Raw genomic sequence first — 18,203 nt, 5'->3', positions numbered from 1 at the left:
ACCGGGCCAGCATTTTGTGTATAAATTACCACCATTTGGCCTGACCTGAATCAATTCAGCAGGAAGTGATTGTTATACTATCTGCATATTCGTTGGATCGTTTCGATATGCGGAATCGACTTCCGGCAGCAGATTTCATTTTGCATTCCAAAGTTCAGAGGTAGTCATGATTAAGAAAATCGGTGTGTTGACAAGCGGCGGTGATGCGCCGGGCATGAACGCAGCAATCCGTGGTGTTGTACGTGCAGCGTTGACGGAAGGGCTGGAAGTCATGGGGATCCATGATGGCTACCTGGGTTTGTATGAAGACCGTATGGTCCAGCTTGACCGCTACAGCGTGTCCGACATGATCAACCGTGGCGGTACTTTCCTCGGTTCTGCTCGCTTCCCGGAATTCCGTGATGAAAACGTACGTGCGGTGGCGATCGAAAACCTGAAGAAGCGTGGCATCGACGCCCTGGTTGTTATCGGGGGTGACGGTTCTTACATGGGTGCAAAACGCCTGACTGAAATGGGCTTCCCATGCATCGGTCTGCCGGGCACTATCGACAACGATATCAAGGGCACCGACTACACCATCGGCTACTTCACCGCTCTGGGCACTGTCGTTGAAGCGATTGACCGCCTGCGTGATACCTCTTCTTCTCACCAGCGTATTTCCATCGTCGAAGTGATGGGCCGCTACTGTGGTGACCTGACCCTGGCGGCTGCAATTGCCGGTGGTTGTGAGTTCGTGGTGGTTCCGGAAGTGGAATTCAGCCGTGACGATTTGGTTACTGAAATCAAAGCGGGCATCGCGAAAGGTAAAAAACACGCAATCGTAGCGATCACTGAACACATGTGTGACGTTGACGAACTGGCGCATTACATCGAGAAGGAAACGGGCCGCGAAACGCGTGCAACCGTACTGGGTCACATCCAGCGTGGTGGTTCCCCGGTTCCTTACGACCGTATCCTGGCATCCCGCATGGGCGCATATGCGATTGCACTGTTGCTGGAAGGCCACGGCGGTCGCTGCGTAGGTATTCAGAACGAGCAGCTGGTTCACCACGACATCATCGACGCTATCGAAAACATGAAGCGTCCGTTCAAAGGTGACTGGCTGGACTGCGCGAAAAAACTGTACTAAATGCAATTGCCTGATGGCGGCTTGCGCCTTATCCGGCCTACATGATGCAAATCGTAGGCCTGATAAACGTAGCGCCATCAGGCAAAAACTCGACTCCATATATTCCCCCAAGTTATAGCAAATCTTTTTTTATTCTTTAATGTTTGGATGCCTTTCTGGCACGCTTTGCTCATCACAACACTACCTAAGAGAACTGGGCGATGAACAAATGGGGCGTAGGGTTAACATTATTGCTGGCATCGACCAGCGTTCTGGCAAAGGATATTCAGTTACTTAACGTATCGTACGATCCAACGCGTGAACTGTACGAGCAGTACAATAAGGCCTTCAGCGCGCACTGGAAGCAGGAAACGGGCGACAACGTTGTGATCCGCCAGTCGCACGGCGGTTCGGGTAAACAGGCGACTTCCGTCATCAACGGCATTGAAGCCGACGTTGTGACGCTGGCACTGGCTTACGACGTGGATGCCATTGCTGAACGTGGCCGTATCGATAAAAACTGGATTAAACGCCTGCCGGATAACTCCGCGCCTTACACCTCCACCATCGTGTTCCTGGTCCGCAAAGGCAATCCCAAACAAATTCATGACTGGAACGATTTAATCAAACCGGGCGTGTCGGTCATTACGCCAAACCCGAAAAGCTCCGGCGGAGCTCGCTGGAACTATCTGGCGGCATGGGGCTATGCCCTGCACCACAACAACAACGATCAGGCCAAGGCACAAGACTTTGTGAAGGCCCTGTATAAAAACGTTGAGGTACTCGATTCTGGCGCACGTGGCTCAACCAATACCTTCGTTGAACGTGGTATCGGTGATGTGCTGATTGCCTGGGAAAACGAAGCGCTGTTGGCAACGAACGAGCTGGGCAAAGATAAATTCGAGATAGTGACCCCGAGTGAATCTATCCTCGCGGAGCCGACCGTGTCCGTGGTTGATAAAGTGGTGGAAAAGAAAGACACCAAAGCGGTGGCGGAAGCTTACCTGAAGTATCTCTACTCTCCGGAAGGCCAGGAAATTGCGGCGAAAAACTACTATCGTCCACGTGATGCAGAAGTCGCGAAGAAATACGAAAACGCATTTCCGAAGCTGAAGCTGTTCACTATCGACGAAGAGTTTGGCGGCTGGACGAAAGCGCAGAAAGAGCACTTCTCTAACGGCGGTACGTTCGACCAAATCAGTAAACGATAAATAAGTCTGTGATTTACCGACCCGGTGGCCTAGCGCGACCGGGTTTTTTATTTGTCATGGTTTTGCGTTACTCTTGCCCTTCAATGGGATACAGGAAACGCGTAATGAAAAAAGCAGGCTATCTTTTACTGGCGGTGATTGTGGTCGCCGCCGCTGCAGGTATCGGGTACTGGAAATTCACCGGCAACCCGGACGCATTACGCCAGATCGTTCTTCAGCAATGCCTGCCGCACCAGTTGCAGCAGCAGGACCCCGCACCATGCGCTGAAGTAAAGCCGGATGCCGGATATGTGGTGTTCAAAGACCGTAACGGCCCACTGCAATATCTGTTGATGCCTACCTGGCGGATCAACGGTACGGAAAGTCCGCTGCTGTTGAAATCAGGCACGCCGAACTTTTTCTGGCTGGCCTGGCAGGCGCGTAGCTTTATGAGCCAAAAATACGGCCAGGAAATCCCTGACAAAGCAGTCTCTCTGACCATTAACTCACGTAGCGGGCGTACGCAAAATCACCTGCATATTCATATCTCCTGCCTGCGAACCGATGTCAGAAAGCAGCTGGATGACAACCTGGCGAAAATCAGCACCCGCTGGCTACCATTACCGGGTGGGCTGCGCGGTCATGAATATCTGGCGCGTCGCATCACGGAAAATGAACTGGCACAACGCAGCCCGTTTATGATGCTGGCGGAAGAGGTGCCGGATGCGCGTGAGCATATGGGCAGCTATGCGTTGGCGATGGTGCGCCAGAGCGACGAATCCTTTGTCCTGCTGGCTACTCAGCGCAATCTGCTGGCACTGAATCTCGCCTCCGCTGAGGAAATTCAGGATCATCAATGTGATATTCTGCGTTAACCCCACCTAATCTGGCGTTTACTCCGCATGCCTGTCCCCGTATTCTTGTTGAAAAAAACAACAGGAGACAGGCATGTCGCTCTGGCTTACACACCCTCTGTTTATCCCCTCTCTGGTGGTTGGTATCACCATTCTGCTCTGGGCTACGTCGCTGCTGCCGGAGTTTATAACGGCGCTGCTGTTCTTTGCCGTGGCGATGGTGGCCAAAATCGCGCCACCGGATGTGATTTTTGGCGGCTTTGCGTCCTCCGCGTTCTGGCTGGTGTTTAGCGGCTTTGTACTGGGTATCGCGATTCGTAAAACGGGGCTGGCGGACAGGGCGGCGAGGGCGCTGTCATCGAGGTTGACTGATTCCTGGCCGTTAATGGTGGCGAGCGTAGTGCTGCTGAGTTACGCGCTGGCATTTGTAATGCCATCCAACATGGGCCGCATTGCGCTGCTGATGCCGATCGTCGCGGCGATGGCGAAACGGGCTGGAATTAACGACGGCACGCGCGCCTGGTATGGTCTGGCACTGGCCGTCGGGTTTGGGACGTTCCAGCTTTCCGCGACGATTTTACCCGCTAACGTACCGAATCTGGTGATGAGCGGCGCGGCGGAAGGCTCTTACGGCATCCACCTCAATTATCTTCCCTATTTGCTGCTGCATACGCCGGTTCTGGGTTGGCTTAAAGGCGCGGTGCTCATTGTGCTTATCTGCTGGTTATTCCCTGGCAAGCCGCATGCGCCGCGCGATCTCACGCCGCCGGAGCCGATGAGCCGGGATGAAAAACGTCTGGCCTGGATGTTAGCGGTGGTGCTGTTCTTGTGGGTAAGCGAAAGCTGGCACGGCATTGGCCCCGCGTGGACCGGGCTGGCGGCGGCAGTTATCACATTGCTACCACGGGTTGGCTTTATCAATGGCGACGAGTTTTCCACTGGGGTTAACATTCGTACCTGTATTTATGTGGCGGGTATTCTGGGGCTGGCGATCACCGTCACGCAGACCGGTATTGGCAGTGCGGTGGGCGAGGCGCTGTTACAGGTGATGCCGCTGGATGCGGAAAAGCCGTTTACCAGTTTCCTCGCGCTGACCGGTATTACCACTGCGCTTAATTTTATTATGACGGCGAACGGTGTTCCGGCGCTGTATACCACGTTGGCGCAAAGTTTTGCCGATGCGACGGGATTCCCGCTGCTGTCGGTGATTATGATCCAGGTGCTGGGTTATTCCACGCCACTGTTGCCGTATCAGGCTTCACCGATCGTAGTGGCGATGGCGCTCGGGAAAGTACCTGCAAGGGCGGGGATGCTGCTGTGTATCGCACTGGCGGCGGCAACGTATTTGATTCTTCTGCCGCTGGATTACCTCTGGTTCAGTATACTGGGGAAATTATAACTGTATCTAAATGTTAATTTTTTGTTTTGTGAGATGATGAATTGTTTTATTTGGGCTGATGGCGGTTAATACCGGGGCGCAGATTTGCGCACTGGAAACTCAAGGATTGATTCATGGACAGTTTGACCCCCATCCGCTGTTGGCCTGCCATCATCTCGCTCGTGATTACGCTGACCATCTGGTTTGTTATCCCGTGTCCTCCTGACGTAACCCCGCAAGCGTGGCACCTGCTGGCACTGTTTATTGGTACGATCGCTGCGATTATCGGTAAGGCTATGCCCATTGGCGCAATTGCGATTGTGGCGATTATGCTGGTGGCGATGACTGGCGTTACTAACCCCGGCAAACCCTCCGCGGCGTTGAACGATGCGTTGAGTGGCTTTTCGAACCAGTTAATCTGGCTGATTGGTTTATCCATTATGCTGTCGCAAAGTCTGTTAAAGACCGGCCTGGGGGCGCGTATTGGCTACGGGTTTATTGCGCTATTTGGTAAAAGAACGCTGGGTATTGCGTGGGCATTAACCCTTGCGGAAACGCTAATTGCACCCGTAACGCCAAGCAATACCGCGCGTGGCGGCGGCATTATCCACCCGGTAATGCGGGCGATTGCGGAGAGCCTCGGCTCGCAGCCAGGCCATGCCGAGAATGGCTCAACGGGCCGTTATCTCGCGCTGGTGAACTACAACATTAACCCGATCAGCTCGGCAATGTTCATCACCGCGACCGCACCTAACCCGTTAATCGTCAGCTTTTTGACGAAGGGGACGGATGGCGTGCTGAACATGACCTGGGGAATGTGGGCTATTGCGGCGCTTCTTCCCGCTCTGGTATCACTGGTTGTCATGCCGATTGTAATCTGGTGGCTCTATCCGCCAGCTATCACGCGCACGCCAAATGCGCCGCAGTTCGCGCGGCAAAAACTGGATGCGCTGGGTCCACTATCACTGGCAGAAAAAATCACCCTGGCAGTGTTCATTTTGCTGCTCTGCCTGTGGGCGGGTGTTCCAGCGATGCTGATGGGCAGTGCCTGGAGCGTAAACCCCACTAGCGCCGCGTTAATTGGTTTGTCGATTCTATTGATGGCGGGCGTATTGAGCTGGGATGACATTCTTAAATGCCGCGGGGCATGGGATACGATAGTCTGGTTTGCCGCGCTGGTGATGATGGCGGATTTTCTCAGCAAACTGGGGTTGGTGGGATGGCTGGCAACCAGCGTTGGTAGCGCAATCGACCATCTTGGCGTGCACTGGAGTGTTGCAACGCTGCTGTTGATTCTGCTTTACGTCTACTCGCACTACTTTTTCGCCAGCACTACTGCGCATATTACGGCTATGTTCGCTGCGTTCTTCGCCGCAGGATTAGGCCTCGGCGCGCCGCCAGCATTGCTTGGTTTAATGCTCGGTTTCTCCTCCTCCCTGATGATGTCGCTCACGCACTATGGCACGGGTACTGCGCCGATCATCTTTGGTTCGGGCTATGTCACGCTGGCGGAGTGGTGGAAAACGGGCCTGGTGATGAGTGTGGTCAACCTGACCATTTGGGGGGTGACCGGCGCCTTCTGGTGGCACTGGTTGGGATACTGGTAGTTAATACAGCGGGAGGAGTGCTCCTCCCGCCTTAACAACTTAAGCCTGTTTAGCGGCTTCTGCTGCTTTAACGATGACGGCGAAGGCGTCTGCTTTCAGAGAAGCACCACCTACCAGCGCACCGTCGATGTCCGGCTGAGCAAACAGTTCTGCCGCGTTAGCTGCGTTTACAGAACCGCCGTACTGGATGATTACTTGCTCAGCGATTTTCGCGTCAGCTTTAGCAATGTGGTCACGAATAAATTTGTGAACAGCCTGAGCCTGAGCAGGAGTTGCAGATTTACCGGTACCGATAGCCCATACTGGTTCGTAAGCGATAACGACGCCTTCGAATGCTGCCGCGCCCTGAGTTTTCAGAACCGCGTCGATCTGACGTGCACAAACTTCTTCAGTTTTGCCCGCTTCGTTTTCTGCTTCGGTTTCACCGATGCACAGAACTGGAGTCAGACCCTGCTCTTTCAGTACGGCGAATTTTTTAGCGATCAGCTCGTCAGATTCTTTGTGGTAAGTACGACGCTCAGAGTGACCGATAATGATGTACTGCGCGCCGATGTCTTTCAGCATTTCAGCACTTGTTTCACCAGTGAATGCGCCAGACAGGTTCAGGTCAACGTTCTGCGCGCCCAGAATGATGTGACTACCGGCAGCGGCGTGTTTCGCCAGGTCGATATACATTTCCGGCGGAGCAATCGCTACTGCACAGCCAGCAACGCCAGCCAGTTCTTTACGCAGATTAGCAACCAGTTCGTTTACCATGTGGCGGCTGCCGTTCAGTTTCCAGTTACCCATCACTAAAGGATGTCGCATTTCATTTCTCCACGCTTGTCAGCGAATTAAGGAATATGGCCGCCCCTCAGGGCAGCATGGTCTGTGAAACAGTATAGAGATTCATCCCCCGAAAGGCTTTGCTTTTTGTCATTTCCCCGTCATTCTCCACGTTGTAGGTGCGTTGGCTGTACTCTCTCACCCTAGCCACTTACTGATGTAAGCTCCTGGGGGTTCGTTGCGTCGCCGCCTTCCTGAAACGTGAATAATTTAGGGGGAATTCGACCCTTCGAGGTTTTCAGATAGAGCCAGCTTAATCGGTTCAACAGCGAAGGTCAGCCCCTTTTCACCGTTATCTGCCACGACATAGCGAATTGCGCCTTCTGTTTCGGCGTAATAGTGCTTACCTTTGCCTGCGGCGAGCAGTTTTTGCAGTTTTTTCTGGCTCTGTTCCTTCGTCAGTAGCGGTGCGACGGTGCGGATGACGGCAGTCATGTATTCCAGCGCTTTCGCTTTAGCTGCCTTTTGCTCTGGTCCCTGAATTGGTAACCAGGTGATCTGCATGCTTTTGATTTTCAGGGTGCCGCGCTCAAGGGCGGAAGACGCATACAGGTTTTCATTGATTTTACTGGCCGCGCGGGTGAGATTTGCCCGATCGCGACTGCTGTCGATGGCGCGGAACTCATTCAGGATCAGCTTCGGATTCTGTGTATTAAAGTTTTCGCGAAACTGGCTAATCGACAGGTCAAAGGTCGGCGCGCCCGCCAGTAAATAGGGGGCTGTGGTTGCCGTCGATGGCGCTTCCGCCAATGCCGCAGTGCTCGCGGTTAAGGCTGAAAACAATAATAAAAACAGTGTAAATCCGTGCTTCATCAATCGTACCTTTCATTCTCACTGCTCACGATTAAAACGGTAACCGTCGAGCTTGTCAAAAGGGTAAACTGTTCTTGAAGGTAATAATAAAGGAACTTACATGACCATACAGCAGTGGTTATTCTCATTTAAAGGGCGCATCGGGCGCCGTGATTTCTGGATTTGGATTGGCCTATGGATCGTCGGCATGCTGGTTCTGTTTTCGCTGGCGAGCAAACAATTACTCGATATTCAGACCGCGGCTTTTTGTCTGGTGTGTCTGCTATGGCCAACGGCGGCAGTGACGGTAAAACGTCTGCATGACCGGGGGCGTTCCGGAGCGTGGGCGCTGTTGATGATTCTGGCGTGGATGCTGCTGGCCGGAAATTGGGCGATGTTACCCGGCGTCTGGCAATGGGCGGTAGGCCGCTTTGTTCCAACGTTGATTCTGGTCGGTATGCTTATCGATCTGGGGGCGTTCATTGGCACCCAGGACGCAAATAAATATGGTAAGGATACGCAGGACGTAAAGTACAGGGCTGACTCGTAGGCCGGATAAGCGCCATCCGGCAAAATGCCCGGGTGTTAACCGGGCATTGAAACGTTCTTACCAGTAGTGCTCTGCGGTCATATGGCCTGGTCGGCGGCGCAGGTGTTTGGTCATCTGCCGGGTGTCCTTCAGCAACTGCTGCGTGTCGCGCACCATCTGCGGGTTTCCGCACAGCATCACATGACAGGTTTCTTTATCCATTGGCAGCCCGACCGCTTTTTCCAGTTCACCGCTTTCAATTAGCGCCGGTACACGCCCGGTCAGCGAATCTGCCACGGTTTCACGGCTGACTACCGTCTGGATGCGTAATTTACCTTCGTAGCGCTTTTCCAGGGCCTGCATCAACGGTAGATAGCTCAAATCGGCGGCATAGCGCGCGGCGTGGACCAGCACCAGATTTTTGAAGCGATCCAGGTCTTTGCCTAATTGCAGAATCGACAAATATGGGCCGATAGCCGTGCCGGTTGCCAGCATCCACAGCGTGTCGCAATCGGGGACTTCATCCAGCACGAAGAAACCAGCAGCTTCACTCACCACCTGGACTTCATCGCCAGGCTTCAGTGCTGCCAGACGAGGGCTGAGTTTGCCGTCGGGAACCGTCACCAGATAAAACTCTAAATCGGGGTTATCAGGGGCATTGACGTAAGAATAGGCACGCTGGACGCGCTCGCCGTCGATCTCAAGGCCAAGCTTGGTGAATTGACCTGCAGTGAAAGGAAGAACCGGAGCTCGCACGGTCAAACTAAACAGGGCATCGGTCCAGTTCTGTACCTTCGTGACTTTGCCTGTTACCCAATCTGCCATGGTTCTCTCCTGTCTGCTTTGATTGCCTTATCTTCGTTCGTTGGACGAAAGATTTCCAGCCCATATGGGCTGGAAGGCTCTATTGATCAAATCAATTACAGGATGTGCGCCTGCACATCGGGATCTTTGCGATCGAGGTAGTGAATCGACTGAATGCGGCGGATCGTACGTGATTTACCGCGGATCAGCAGCGTTTCGGTGGTTGCGATATTGCCTTTGCGGCTAATCCCTTCCAGCAAATCGCCTTTGGTGATGCCGGTGGCAGAGAAAATGACGTTGTCGCTACGCGCCATTTCATCGAGGCGCAGCGCTTTGCCCGCTTCAATGCCCATGGCGGCGCAACGAGCCAGTTCCTGTTCGCCAATGCGACGGTTTTCTTCGCTGTCGCCTTTGACGTCATGACGCGCCAGCAAACGGCCTTGCATGTCGCCGTCCAGCGCGCGGATAACGGCGGCAGAAACGACACCTTCAGGTGCGCCGCCAATGCCGTACAGCACGTCAACTTCACTGTCTGGCATGCATGTCAGAATGGAGGCAGCAACGTCACCGTCTGGAATAGCAAAGACGCGCACGCCCAATTTTTGCATTTCGGCGATCGTTTCATCATGGCGTGGCTTGGCCAGAATGGTGACGGTCAGTTCACTCAGCGGCTTATTGAGTGCAGCGGCAACGTTCTGCAGGTTGGCTTCCAGCGACAGGTTCAGGTCGATAGACCCTTTTGCGCCTGGGCCGACAATCAGCTTTTCCATGTACATGTCTGGCGCGTTCAGGAAGCAGCCTTTATCGCCAACAGCCAGTACGGCCAGCGCGTTTGCCTGACCCATTGCCGTCATGCGTGTGCCTTCGATAGGATCGACGGCGATGTCGACCGCATCACCAAGACCGGTCCCGACTTTCTCACCGATAAACAGCATCGGTGCTTCATCGATCTCACCCTCGCCAATCACGATGGTGCCGTCGATATTGACCTGGTTGAGCATAATACGCATGGCGTTTACCGCCGCGCCGTCAGCGGTATTTTTGTCGCCGCGGCCCAGCCATTTATAGCCAGCCAGCGCGGCCGCTTCGGTCACGCGTGAAAATTCAATGGCAAGTTCTCGTCTCATTGCAAACTCGTAGCTGAAAGGAATGGCGCGAAGTGTAGCACAGGGGAGGGGGCGAGATTATTGATGTGTGTGCGGGGTTGCCCCCGCACGAAGATATTGCCGGATAAGGCACAGTTGCCATCCGGCTATGACGTATTACTCGTCGTGATCTTCCCATGCCATGGCGCGTTTGACCGCTTTTTTCCAGCCGCTGTAACGGAAGTTACGTTCGGTGGTTTCGATGCCTGGGCGGAATTCACGCTCGATGACCGCTTTTTCCTGCAGCTCATCCAGATTCTGCCAGAAGCCTACTGCCAGACCGGCCAGGTATGCCGCACCCAATGCGGTGACTTCGCGGACTTCCGGGCGCTCAACGCGTGTGCCGAGAATGTCGGACTGGAACTGCATCAGGAAGTTGTTGGCGACCGCACCGCCATCGACGCGCAGGGCGTGCAGGCGAATACCGGAGTCAGCCTGCATTGCTTCCAGAACATCACGAGTCTGATATGCAATAGACTCAAGCGTGGCACGGATGATGTGGTTGGAGTTTACCCCACGGGTCAGACCAAAGATGGCGCCGCGAGCATACGGGTCCCAGTATGGTGCGCCCAGGCCAGTAAATGCCGGAACGACGTACACGCCGTTGGTGTCTTTCACTTTGGTGGCGAAATATTCGGAGTCGAACGCATCGCTGATGAGTTTCATTTCATCACGCAGCCACTGGATAGATGCGCCAGCCATAAATACCGCACCTTCCAGCGCGTAGTTCACTTCCCCGGTCGGTCCGCAGGCGATGGTGGTCAGCAGTCCGTTTTCGGACTTAACGGCTTTCTCGCCGGTGTTCATCAGCATGAAGCAGCCGGTACCGTAAGTATTTTTCGCCATCCCTTCCTTCACGCACAGCTGGCCAAACAGCGCCGCCTGCTGGTCACCAGCGATACCGGAGATAGGAATACGAATGCCGCCTTTACCACCGATGTTGGTTTGGCCGTACACTTCAGAAGAACGACGTACTTCCGGCAGCATTGCACGCGGAATATCCAGCGCATCCAGCATCGTGTCATCCCAGTCCAGGGAGTGGATGTTGAACAGCATGGTACGTGAGGCGTTGGTGTAATCCGTGACGTGTACACGTCCCTGCGTCATTTTCCAGATAAGCCAGGTATCTACGGTACCGAACAGCAGTTCGCCGCGACGAGCGCGCTCACGTGAGCCTTCTACGTGGTCGAGGATCCACTTCACTTTGGTGCCGGAGAAGTACGGGTCAATGACCAGACCTGTATTATTACGGATGTACTCTTCCATACCGTCGCGCTTGAGCTTTTCGCAGATATCCGCGGTACGACGACACTGCCACACAATCGCGTTATAGATAGGTTTACCGGTTTCGCGTTCCCAGACAATGGTGGTTTCACGCTGGTTGGTAATACCGATCGCTGCAATTTCATCGGAACTGATATCGGCTTTCGCCAGAACTTCTACCAGCGTGGAGCTTTGGGTCGCCCAAATTTCCATCGGGTCATGTTCTACCCAACCTGCTTTCGGGTAAATTTGTTCGAATTCGCGCTGTGAAACGGCAACGATATTCGCATCGTGGTCCATTACGACCGCGCGGGAGCTGGTGGTGCCCTGGTCGAGCGCAACGATATATTTTTTTTCAGTCATAATTTTTTGTCCCGTAGTCACATTACTGCGAAGCTTTTTGTTGAGTGTTGGCCGCAACGTCTTTTTCTTCAATCGCGCAGACATCGCACGGTAAATGACGACCAATCAGTTTGCGATATGCCCATGCGCCCAAAATCGCGCCGGTAATCGGGCCAAACACCGGAACCAGGAAGTAAGGGATATCGCGACCACCCGTGAAGGCAATCTCACCCCATCCGGCCATCCAGGCGAAGAGTTTCGGTCCGAAGTCACGTGCCGGGTTCATCGCAAAACCTGTCAGCGGACCCATGGAAGCACCAATAACGGCAATCAACAAGCCGATCAGCAGTGGTGCCAGCGGACCACGAGGTACACCGTTACCATCGTCGGTCAGAGCCAGAATCAGCCCCATTAGAATAGCGGTAATGACCATTTCAACCGCGAAGGCCTGCACAAAATTGATATGCGGGTTCGGATAGGTGGAGAAAGTACCTGCCAGACCCAGGCTCTCGGTACTGCCGCGTACGATATGGTTAGTTTGTTCGAAATCGAGGAAAAGATTGTAATAAAGCCCGTAAACCAGTGCCGCTGCGCAAAAGGCGCCGGCAATTTGCGAAATAATAAAAGGAACAACTTTGCGTTTATCAAAACAGGCGAACAGCCAGAGTGCGATGGTTACCGCGGGATTCAGGTGTGCACCAGAAACGCCTGCGGTCAGATAGATAGCCATCGCTACCCCCAGACCCCAGATGATACTGATTTCCCACTGACCAAAAGTAGCCCCAGCCACTTTAAGTGCAGCGACACAGCCCACACCGAAGAAAATCAACAACCCGGTACCGAGGAATTCAGCAATGCACTGGCCTTTTAAGGTTGATGTTTGACTCATAATCGGATCCTGAAGAGAGTTTAATGTTTATTGTGTGCGAGAAGGTCACTGACATCCCCGGAGCCGGTAGGCACACTGTTAATTTATCGTTAACGCGCAAAAACGAGAAATATCGAAATTAAAATGTGTGTACTGCATCAACAAAATGAGCGTTTTCGCGCCATTGTGAGGTATTTGTTATACAAAAATAATGTGAGCTGAATCATTTCACTGATCAATCTGTTAACACTTAAGAGTTATGACAGTAATGTCACCAGGAGAAAGACTAAAAGTGTTGCAAACCGCAATCTGCGCGGGATGCCGCTGGACAGGGATGACGCGGCTTCATACAATCGGTGTTAAGTAGAGTGCGCTCGTTTTTATTAAGGCGTCGCCGGTTATCGGGACGAGGATTTTTATCCATCAACGCCTTGCAATTCAGGAGAGGTATGACGATGTCATTAGAAGTGTTTGAGAAACTGGAAGCAAAAGTACAGCAGGCGATTGATACCATCACGCTGTTGCAGATGGAAATCGAAGAGCTGAAAGAAAAGAACAACTCACTGTCGCAGGAAGTTCAGACTGCACAGCAGCAGCGTGAAGAACTGGAGCGTGAGAACAACAACCTGAAAGAACAGCAGAACGGCTGGCAGGATCGTCTGCATGCCCTGCTGGGTCGTATGGAAGAAGTCTAATTACGCTTTATCTTTCGCGCCGTAGCTGCGTTGGCCGCGCTCAGTTACCCCAGTCACGTAGTTTACTACGCTCCTGGGGATACCTTCGTTTGCCGCCTTGCTACAACACGAAATCTTTCGCGTAACCGCCCCTGATTGTAGGCCGGATAAGGCGTAAGCCGCCATCCGGCAATCAGTGACACGCATAAAAAAGGCACCTTGCGGTGCCTTTTTCGCTTACTCGATATCGAGCGGGTCTTCGGAGAGGATTATCCCGGTGTTATCGGCGTACAGGTGGTCGCCGGAGAAGAACGTCACGCCACCGAAGTTGACGCGTACATCGCTTTCTCCAATGCCTTCACCTGAGGCACCTACCGGAATAGCGGCAATCGCCTGAATGCCGATATCCAGTTCTTCCAGATCGTCTACCTGGCGTACTGAGCCGTAGATGACCAGACCTTCCCATTCATTCTGTACGGCCAGCTGTGCCAGTTCGGCATCGACCAGCGCACGACGAACAGAACCGCCGCCATCGACCAGCAGAATGCGACCACGGCCGTTTTGTTCGAGCAGATCGTACAGCAACCCGTTGTCCTCGAAACATTTTACCGTGATGATTTGTCCGCCAAACGACGACCGTCCTCCAAAGTTAGAGAACAGCGGTTCCACGACGTTGACATCTTCCTGATAGATGTCACAAAGCTCGGATGTATCGTATTTCATAGGCTTAACGTTCAGTTGCTGCGAGAATTTTTAGTATATCGCGCTATGTGTACTGTTGGCAAAATCATCAATTGTTAATTGATATTTGTCAGTTAAAGAGACCACTGACTTAAGAAAATTCCAACGACAAACAGCAGGTTAGTTAACAATGCCGCTTTTACGGTGCGTTCCAGCATCGGACGCATTGCAGCCGGGTCCATCTCGCGCATTACATAGCGAGCCTGTTTGATCAGCAGCGGAGCGGCGAGGATAAACAGCCATCCCCACAGGCTTTGCAGTGAGAACAGGTTGAACAGTGCCAGACAGACCAGCGTGCCCATCAGCAGACAGGCGTGGTAGCGGCGGGCATTGACAGCGCCTAAACGCACGACCAGCGTGTTCTTGCCGTTTTCTCTGTCGCTGTTGATATCGCGCAGGTTGTTGACGTTGAGCACGGCGGTTGCCAGCAGGCCGCAGGCGGTGGCAGGCAGAATCAGCGCTGGAATCAATGTATGCGCCTGCAGATACCAACTTCCCATTACGCTGAGCCAGCCGAAGAATACCAGCACAGAAATATCGCCCAGGCCGATATATCCGTAAGGGCGATTACCCACGGTGTAGGTGATCGCGGCGATAATCGACAGACCGCCGAGCACCAGGAAACCGACAAAGTCCGCCAGCGTGTGACAGGCTACAGCAACCAGGGCCAGCCCGGACAGACAGATCAGCACCACGGTGACGATCAGCGCGCGCTTCATCTGCTGTTGGGTGATGACCCCTTTTTGCATACCGCGCAGCGGTCCAATACGGTCGGGCTTGTCGCTGCCTTTGACGGCATCGCCATAGTCGTTAGCGAGATTGGACAGAATTTGCAGCAGTCCTGCCGTAATCAATGCCAGCAGAGCAACCAGCGGATCGAAGTATCCTTGCCACCATGCTAATGCCGTACCGACGATGATCGCCGCGAAGGCGAGCGGTAAGGTCTTAGGTCGTAAACTTTCCAGCCAGGCTTGTGAGCGGCTAATTTGTTGTTGTTCAGTCATATTTAGCGCCAATAAAAATGGGGCTTTATCAGCCCCATCAACAGTGATGAAAATGCATTGAACGCGATTATAGGATAAAACGGCTCAGATCTTCATCTGCGACCAGCGCATCCAGATGTTTGCTCACATATTCGGCATCAATTGTGATGCTTTGGCCGTTCAAATCGCTCGCATCATAGGAAATATCTTCCATCAGACGTTCCAGAACGGTATGCAGACGACGTGCACCGATGTTTTCGGTGGTTTCGTTAACCTGCCAGGCCGCTTCGGCAATGCGTTTAATACCGGATTCAGTGAAGTTGATGTCCACACCTTCAGTCGCCATCAGCGCTTTGTACTGGACGGTGATGGAGGCATTCGGTTCGGTAAGGATACGCTCAAAATCGCTGGTGGTCAGCGCCTGCAGCTCGACACGAATCGGCAGACGACCCTGCAGTTCTGGGATCAGGTCGGACGGTTTGGCTACCTGGAATGCACCAGAAGCGATAAACAGAATGTGATCTGTTTTCACCATGCCGTGCTTGGTGGAGACAGTGCAGCCTTCAACCAGCGGCAGCAGGTCGCGCTGTACGCCTTCACGGGACACGTCCGGGCCGGAGGATTCACCGCGCTTACAGATTTTGTCGATTTCGTCGATAAACACGATCCCGTGCTGCTCAACGGCGTCGATAGCTTCTTGTTTCAGCTCTTCCGGGTTCACCAGTTTGGCAGCTTCTTCTTCAATCAGCAGCTTCATCGCGTCTTTGATTTTCAGCTTACGCGGTTTTTGCTTCTGACCGCCCAGGTTCTGGAACATGGACTGCAGCTGGCTGGTCATCTCTTCCATTCCTGGAGGCGCCATAATTTCAACGCCCATCGGTGCGGCCGCGAGATCGATTTCGATCTCTTTATCATCCAGCTGGCCTTCACGCAGTTTTTTACGGAATGCCTGACGCGCTGCAGAAGGTTCCTGCGGCTGCTCTGACTGCCCCCAGTTATTTTTAGCTGGTGGGATCAGCACGTCGAGAATGCGCTCTTCCGCCATCTCTTCGGCACGGAAGCGGTTTTTCTCGATTGCCTGCACGCGGACCATCTTAATGGCAGCATCGGTCAGATCGCGGATGATGGAATCTACTTCTTTACCAACATAGCCGACTTCGGTGAATTTTGTTGCTTCGACTTTGATGAACGGCGCGTTGGCCAGTTTTGCCAGACGACGGGCGATTTCGGTTTTACCGACGCCGGTCGGGCCAATCATCAGAATGTTTTTCGGCGTGACTTCATGACGCAACTCTTCGTTGAGCTGCATACGACGCCAGCGGTTACGCAGGGCGATCGCCACGGAACGCTTAGCGTTATCCTGGCCGATGATGTGTTTGTTCAGTTCGCTGACAATTTCGCGTGGGGTCATTTCAGACATGGGGGATCCTTACGCTTTGGAGTTCAATTCTTCGATGGTATGGAAGTGGTTGGTATAAATGCAGATATCCCCTGCAATATCCAACGCTTTCTCAGCAATCTCGCGTGCGCCAAGCTCGGTGTTTTCCAGCAGAGCGCGTGCAGCAGCCTGGGCGTAGGGACCGCCGGAGCCGATAGCAATCAGATCGTTTTCTGGCTGGATGACGTCGCCGTTACCGGTGATGATGAGCGATGCAGTTTCATCTGCGACGGCCAGCAGCGCTTCGAGTTTGCGCAGCATACGGTCGGTACGCCAGTCTTTTGCCAGTTCAACGGCAGCTTTCACCAGGTGACCCTGGTGCATTTCCAGCTTGCGTTCAAACAGTTCAAACAGCGTGAATGCATCCGCAGTACCGCCCGCAAAGCCCGCGATGACTTTATCGTTGTACAGACGGCGGACTTTCTTCACGTTGCCTTTCATTACGGTGTTACCCAGTGTGGCCTGACCATCACCGGCGATTACCACATGGCCGTTACGGCGTACGCTTACTATTGTTGTCACGAGCAGACCCCTTGGTTACAAATGCAATGTACAGGCCCCGCACAGTGTACGGGGCGTAATGCAAGTATAGATGGGGGGGATTTTGGGGGTTTCAACCCCCAGTAGAGAGTCGAATGCAGTTTGTGTGACCAGCAACCTTCAGGCGGCTGATGGTGTTGTCGGCATTCTCTTTGCCTTTGACCGGACCAATGACCACACGATTCCAGCCGTTATTGGTGGTAATACGGGAGTTAAAGCCTTCAAAGGCCAGCTGCGCACGCACAGTTTCTGCCTGCTCAGCGCCTTTAAATGATCCGCACTGAACCATCCAGCGGCGTTCATCTTTTTTCTCAGCAGTCTGTTTTGGCGGCTGCGTTTCATTCGTTATCGGCGCGGCCGGCTGCGGTTTTGGCTGAGCAGCGGTGGTATGCGCTGGCGTTTGCAGCAGATCCTGATACGGCTGTTGCGCCGCCGGTTTTGGCTGCGGTTTCGGCTGCTGTACCGGCGCGGCTTGTGCTGTACGCGTTTGCTGCTGCTGATACGGCTGTTCTGTTGCCCGTGGACGCGGCTGCTGAGCCTGCTGCTGTGCGTTATTCCACTGCTGCTGTTGCACCTGACGCTGACGCTGCAGCGTTTGCTGGCGTTGTTCAGGCGTTTGCTCGTTCCACGGTACTTCGTTGAGCTGCGTCGGCTGTTGACGCATATCAGCCTGCATTTGCGCCAATAGCTGGCGCTGCTCATTGGTTAGCTGATCGGCATTCAGCACCTCGCCGCCCGCAGACGGTTCGGTAGGCGCACGTACGCCAGGCTGACGGCTTTCCAGCTCTTTGATGTATCGCCAGCGCTCTTCCGGTTTTGGCGGAATGCCATTACCGGTGACTTTCTGGTTTTGCAGCGTTTCGGACTCTTCTTTCTTGTGATGCGTAATGAAGTACAGACCACCGATAAAGGTCACGAGTACGGCTGCAGCAATAGCAACCATTGCGGGAGATACCGCAGGCGTATTGCGTTGTTTTTTCCGTGGTGTGCTCTTCTTGCGCCGCGAAGGTGCCGGTTGGCCGCGACGTACATAATCTCGTTGTGCCACTATCGTTTCGCTGTATTTATTCGTTCGTCAGCCCGCCATGTTACTTAAGCGGCGGGCCTTTGACCAGACAGGGG

At 53.6% G+C, this 18,203-nt stretch carries 18 protein-coding genes; 7 read left to right on the top strand and 11 right to left on the bottom strand.

Features of this window, described 5'->3' with window-relative positions; translation table 11 throughout:
- Nucleotides 1-166 precede the first annotated feature (166 nt).
- The 5 genes from pfkA (at nucleotide 167) to SK38_RS22325 (ending at nucleotide 6,137) form a co-directional block, all read left to right on the top strand.
- Entirely contained in the window at nucleotides 167-1,129 is a 963-nt protein-coding gene (gene pfkA, locus SK38_RS22345) for a 6-phosphofructokinase (protein ID WP_048237083.1), read from the top strand.
- Nucleotides 1,130-1,329: 200 nt separating this feature from the next.
- Complete coding sequence (gene sbp, locus SK38_RS22340) at nucleotides 1,330-2,319, top strand: sulfate/thiosulfate ABC transporter substrate-binding protein Sbp (protein WP_008787024.1); 990 nt, start codon at nucleotides 1,330-1,332, stop codon at nucleotides 2,317-2,319.
- Nucleotides 2,320-2,423: 104 nt separating this feature from the next.
- Complete coding sequence (locus SK38_RS22335; RefSeq protein WP_048237082.1) at nucleotides 2,424-3,173, top strand: CDP-diacylglycerol diphosphatase; 750 nt, start codon at nucleotides 2,424-2,426, stop codon at nucleotides 3,171-3,173.
- Nucleotides 3,174-3,246: 73 nt separating this feature from the next.
- On the top strand, nucleotides 3,247-4,551 hold the full coding sequence (locus tag SK38_RS22330) for an SLC13 family permease (RefSeq protein WP_048237081.1): 1,305 nt from the start codon (nucleotides 3,247-3,249) through the stop codon (nucleotides 4,549-4,551).
- Between the two features lie 113 nt (nucleotides 4,552-4,664).
- Nucleotides 4,665-6,137 carry a DASS family sodium-coupled anion symporter gene (locus SK38_RS22325; RefSeq protein WP_003825206.1) on the top strand — a complete coding sequence of 491 codons (1,473 nt, stop codon included), beginning with the start codon at nucleotides 4,665-4,667 and terminating at the stop codon, nucleotides 6,135-6,137.
- A gap of 39 nt (nucleotides 6,138-6,176) precedes the next feature.
- On the opposite strand, the gene tpiA is transcribed toward SK38_RS22325, so the two are convergent.
- Entirely contained in the window at nucleotides 6,177-6,944 is a 768-nt protein-coding gene (gene tpiA / locus SK38_RS22320; protein WP_003028783.1) for a triose-phosphate isomerase, read from the bottom strand.
- A gap of 228 nt (nucleotides 6,945-7,172) precedes the next feature.
- A complete protein-coding gene (locus SK38_RS22315) occupies nucleotides 7,173-7,775 on the bottom strand; it encodes a YiiQ family protein (protein ID WP_048237080.1) in 603 nt (200 codons plus the stop codon).
- Nucleotides 7,776-7,875: 100 nt separating this feature from the next.
- Here SK38_RS22315 and SK38_RS22310 point away from each other — a divergent pair, with 100 nt between their 5' ends.
- Nucleotides 7,876-8,304 carry a DUF805 domain-containing protein gene (locus SK38_RS22310; protein ID WP_008787028.1) on the top strand — a complete coding sequence of 143 codons (429 nt, stop codon included), beginning with the start codon at nucleotides 7,876-7,878 and terminating at the stop codon, nucleotides 8,302-8,304.
- A 57-nt stretch (nucleotides 8,305-8,361) separates the two neighbouring features.
- On the opposite strand, the gene fpr is transcribed toward SK38_RS22310, so the two are convergent.
- The 4 genes from fpr to SK38_RS22290 all read right to left on the bottom strand — a co-directional run bounded on the left by fpr (nucleotide 8,362) and on the right by SK38_RS22290 (nucleotide 12,726).
- Nucleotides 8,362-9,108, bottom strand: a complete 747-nt coding sequence (gene fpr, locus SK38_RS22305; protein ID WP_008787029.1) for a ferredoxin--NADP(+) reductase — start codon at nucleotides 9,106-9,108, stop codon at nucleotides 8,362-8,364.
- 95 nt (nucleotides 9,109-9,203) lie between these two features.
- Nucleotides 9,204-10,214, bottom strand: a complete 1,011-nt coding sequence (gene glpX / locus SK38_RS22300; protein WP_008787030.1) for a class II fructose-bisphosphatase — start codon at nucleotides 10,212-10,214, stop codon at nucleotides 9,204-9,206.
- A gap of 135 nt (nucleotides 10,215-10,349) precedes the next feature.
- Nucleotides 10,350-11,858, bottom strand: a complete 1,509-nt coding sequence (glpK, locus tag SK38_RS22295; RefSeq protein WP_003028792.1) for a glycerol kinase GlpK — start codon at nucleotides 11,856-11,858, stop codon at nucleotides 10,350-10,352.
- Nucleotides 11,859-11,880: 22 nt separating this feature from the next.
- Nucleotides 11,881-12,726 (bottom strand): MIP/aquaporin family protein, encoded by an 846-nt coding sequence (locus SK38_RS22290; protein WP_003825195.1) that lies wholly within the window; start codon nucleotides 12,724-12,726, stop codon nucleotides 11,881-11,883.
- 428 nt (nucleotides 12,727-13,154) lie between these two features.
- On the opposite strand from SK38_RS22290, the gene zapB reads away from it, so the two are divergent.
- Complete coding sequence (gene zapB / locus SK38_RS22285) at nucleotides 13,155-13,400, top strand: septal ring assembly protein ZapB (protein ID WP_088732415.1); 246 nt, start codon at nucleotides 13,155-13,157, stop codon at nucleotides 13,398-13,400.
- A gap of 216 nt (nucleotides 13,401-13,616) precedes the next feature.
- Here the strand turns inward: zapB and rraA are convergent, their stop codons facing one another.
- The 5 genes from rraA to ftsN form a co-directional block, all read right to left on the bottom strand.
- Complete coding sequence (gene rraA, locus SK38_RS22280) at nucleotides 13,617-14,102, bottom strand: ribonuclease E activity regulator RraA (RefSeq protein ID WP_048237079.1); 486 nt, start codon at nucleotides 14,100-14,102, stop codon at nucleotides 13,617-13,619.
- Between the two features lie 92 nt (nucleotides 14,103-14,194).
- On the bottom strand, nucleotides 14,195-15,124 hold the full coding sequence (gene menA, locus SK38_RS22275) for a 1,4-dihydroxy-2-naphthoate polyprenyltransferase (protein ID WP_003825185.1): 930 nt from the start codon (nucleotides 15,122-15,124) through the stop codon (nucleotides 14,195-14,197).
- Nucleotides 15,125-15,191: 67 nt separating this feature from the next.
- Nucleotides 15,192-16,523 carry an ATP-dependent protease ATPase subunit HslU gene (gene hslU, locus SK38_RS22270; RefSeq protein ID WP_003028803.1) on the bottom strand — a complete coding sequence of 444 codons (1,332 nt, stop codon included), beginning with the start codon at nucleotides 16,521-16,523 and terminating at the stop codon, nucleotides 15,192-15,194.
- A gap of 9 nt (nucleotides 16,524-16,532) precedes the next feature.
- Entirely contained in the window at nucleotides 16,533-17,063 is a 531-nt protein-coding gene (hslV, locus tag SK38_RS22265) for an ATP-dependent protease subunit HslV (protein WP_003028805.1), read from the bottom strand.
- A 91-nt stretch (nucleotides 17,064-17,154) separates the two neighbouring features.
- On the bottom strand, nucleotides 17,155-18,129 hold the full coding sequence (ftsN, locus tag SK38_RS22260; protein WP_075553081.1) for a cell division protein FtsN: 975 nt from the start codon (nucleotides 18,127-18,129) through the stop codon (nucleotides 17,155-17,157).
- Between the last annotated feature and the right edge of the window lie 74 nt (nucleotides 18,130-18,203).

It is taken from the genome of Citrobacter sp. MGH110 (assembly GCF_001037515.1).
In the GTDB taxonomy this organism is placed as follows: Bacteria; Pseudomonadota; Gammaproteobacteria; order Enterobacterales; family Enterobacteriaceae; genus Citrobacter; species Citrobacter portucalensis.
This window is presented reverse-complemented; position numbering and strand designations above follow the sequence as displayed.

Excerpts from the sequence above, each read along its gene's own strand:
- tpiA (WP_003028783.1), bottom strand. The coding sequence starts at position 6,944 with ATGCGACATCCTTTAGTGATGGGTAACTGGAAACTGAACGGCAGCCGC.
- glpX (WP_008787030.1), bottom strand. The coding sequence starts at position 10,214 with ATGAGACGAGAACTTGCCATTGAATTTTCACGCGTGACCGAAGCGGCC.
- SK38_RS22330 (WP_048237081.1), top strand. The coding sequence starts at position 3,247 with ATGTCGCTCTGGCTTACACACCCTCTGTTTATCCCCTCTCTGGTGGTT.
- zapB (WP_088732415.1), top strand. The coding sequence starts at position 13,155 with ATGACGATGTCATTAGAAGTGTTTGAGAAACTGGAAGCAAAAGTACAG.
- hslU (WP_003028803.1), bottom strand. The coding sequence starts at position 16,523 with ATGTCTGAAATGACCCCACGCGAAATTGTCAGCGAACTGAACAAACAC.
- SK38_RS22335 (WP_048237082.1), top strand. The coding sequence starts at position 2,424 with ATGAAAAAAGCAGGCTATCTTTTACTGGCGGTGATTGTGGTCGCCGCC.
- glpK (WP_003028792.1), bottom strand. The coding sequence starts at position 11,858 with ATGACTGAAAAAAAATATATCGTTGCGCTCGACCAGGGCACCACCAGC.
- SK38_RS22325 (WP_003825206.1), top strand. The coding sequence starts at position 4,665 with ATGGACAGTTTGACCCCCATCCGCTGTTGGCCTGCCATCATCTCGCTC.
- rraA (WP_048237079.1), bottom strand. The coding sequence starts at position 14,102 with ATGAAATACGATACATCCGAGCTTTGTGACATCTATCAGGAAGATGTC.
- SK38_RS22315 (WP_048237080.1), bottom strand. The coding sequence starts at position 7,775 with ATGAAGCACGGATTTACACTGTTTTTATTATTGTTTTCAGCCTTAACC.
- sbp (WP_008787024.1), top strand. The coding sequence starts at position 1,330 with ATGAACAAATGGGGCGTAGGGTTAACATTATTGCTGGCATCGACCAGC.
- SK38_RS22290 (WP_003825195.1), bottom strand. The coding sequence starts at position 12,726 with ATGAGTCAAACATCAACCTTAAAAGGCCAGTGCATTGCTGAATTCCTC.
- fpr (WP_008787029.1), bottom strand. The coding sequence starts at position 9,108 with ATGGCAGATTGGGTAACAGGCAAAGTCACGAAGGTACAGAACTGGACC.
- SK38_RS22310 (WP_008787028.1), top strand. The coding sequence starts at position 7,876 with ATGACCATACAGCAGTGGTTATTCTCATTTAAAGGGCGCATCGGGCGC.
- menA (WP_003825185.1), bottom strand. The coding sequence starts at position 15,124 with ATGACTGAACAACAACAAATTAGCCGCTCACAAGCCTGGCTGGAAAGT.
- pfkA (WP_048237083.1), top strand. The coding sequence starts at position 167 with ATGATTAAGAAAATCGGTGTGTTGACAAGCGGCGGTGATGCGCCGGGC.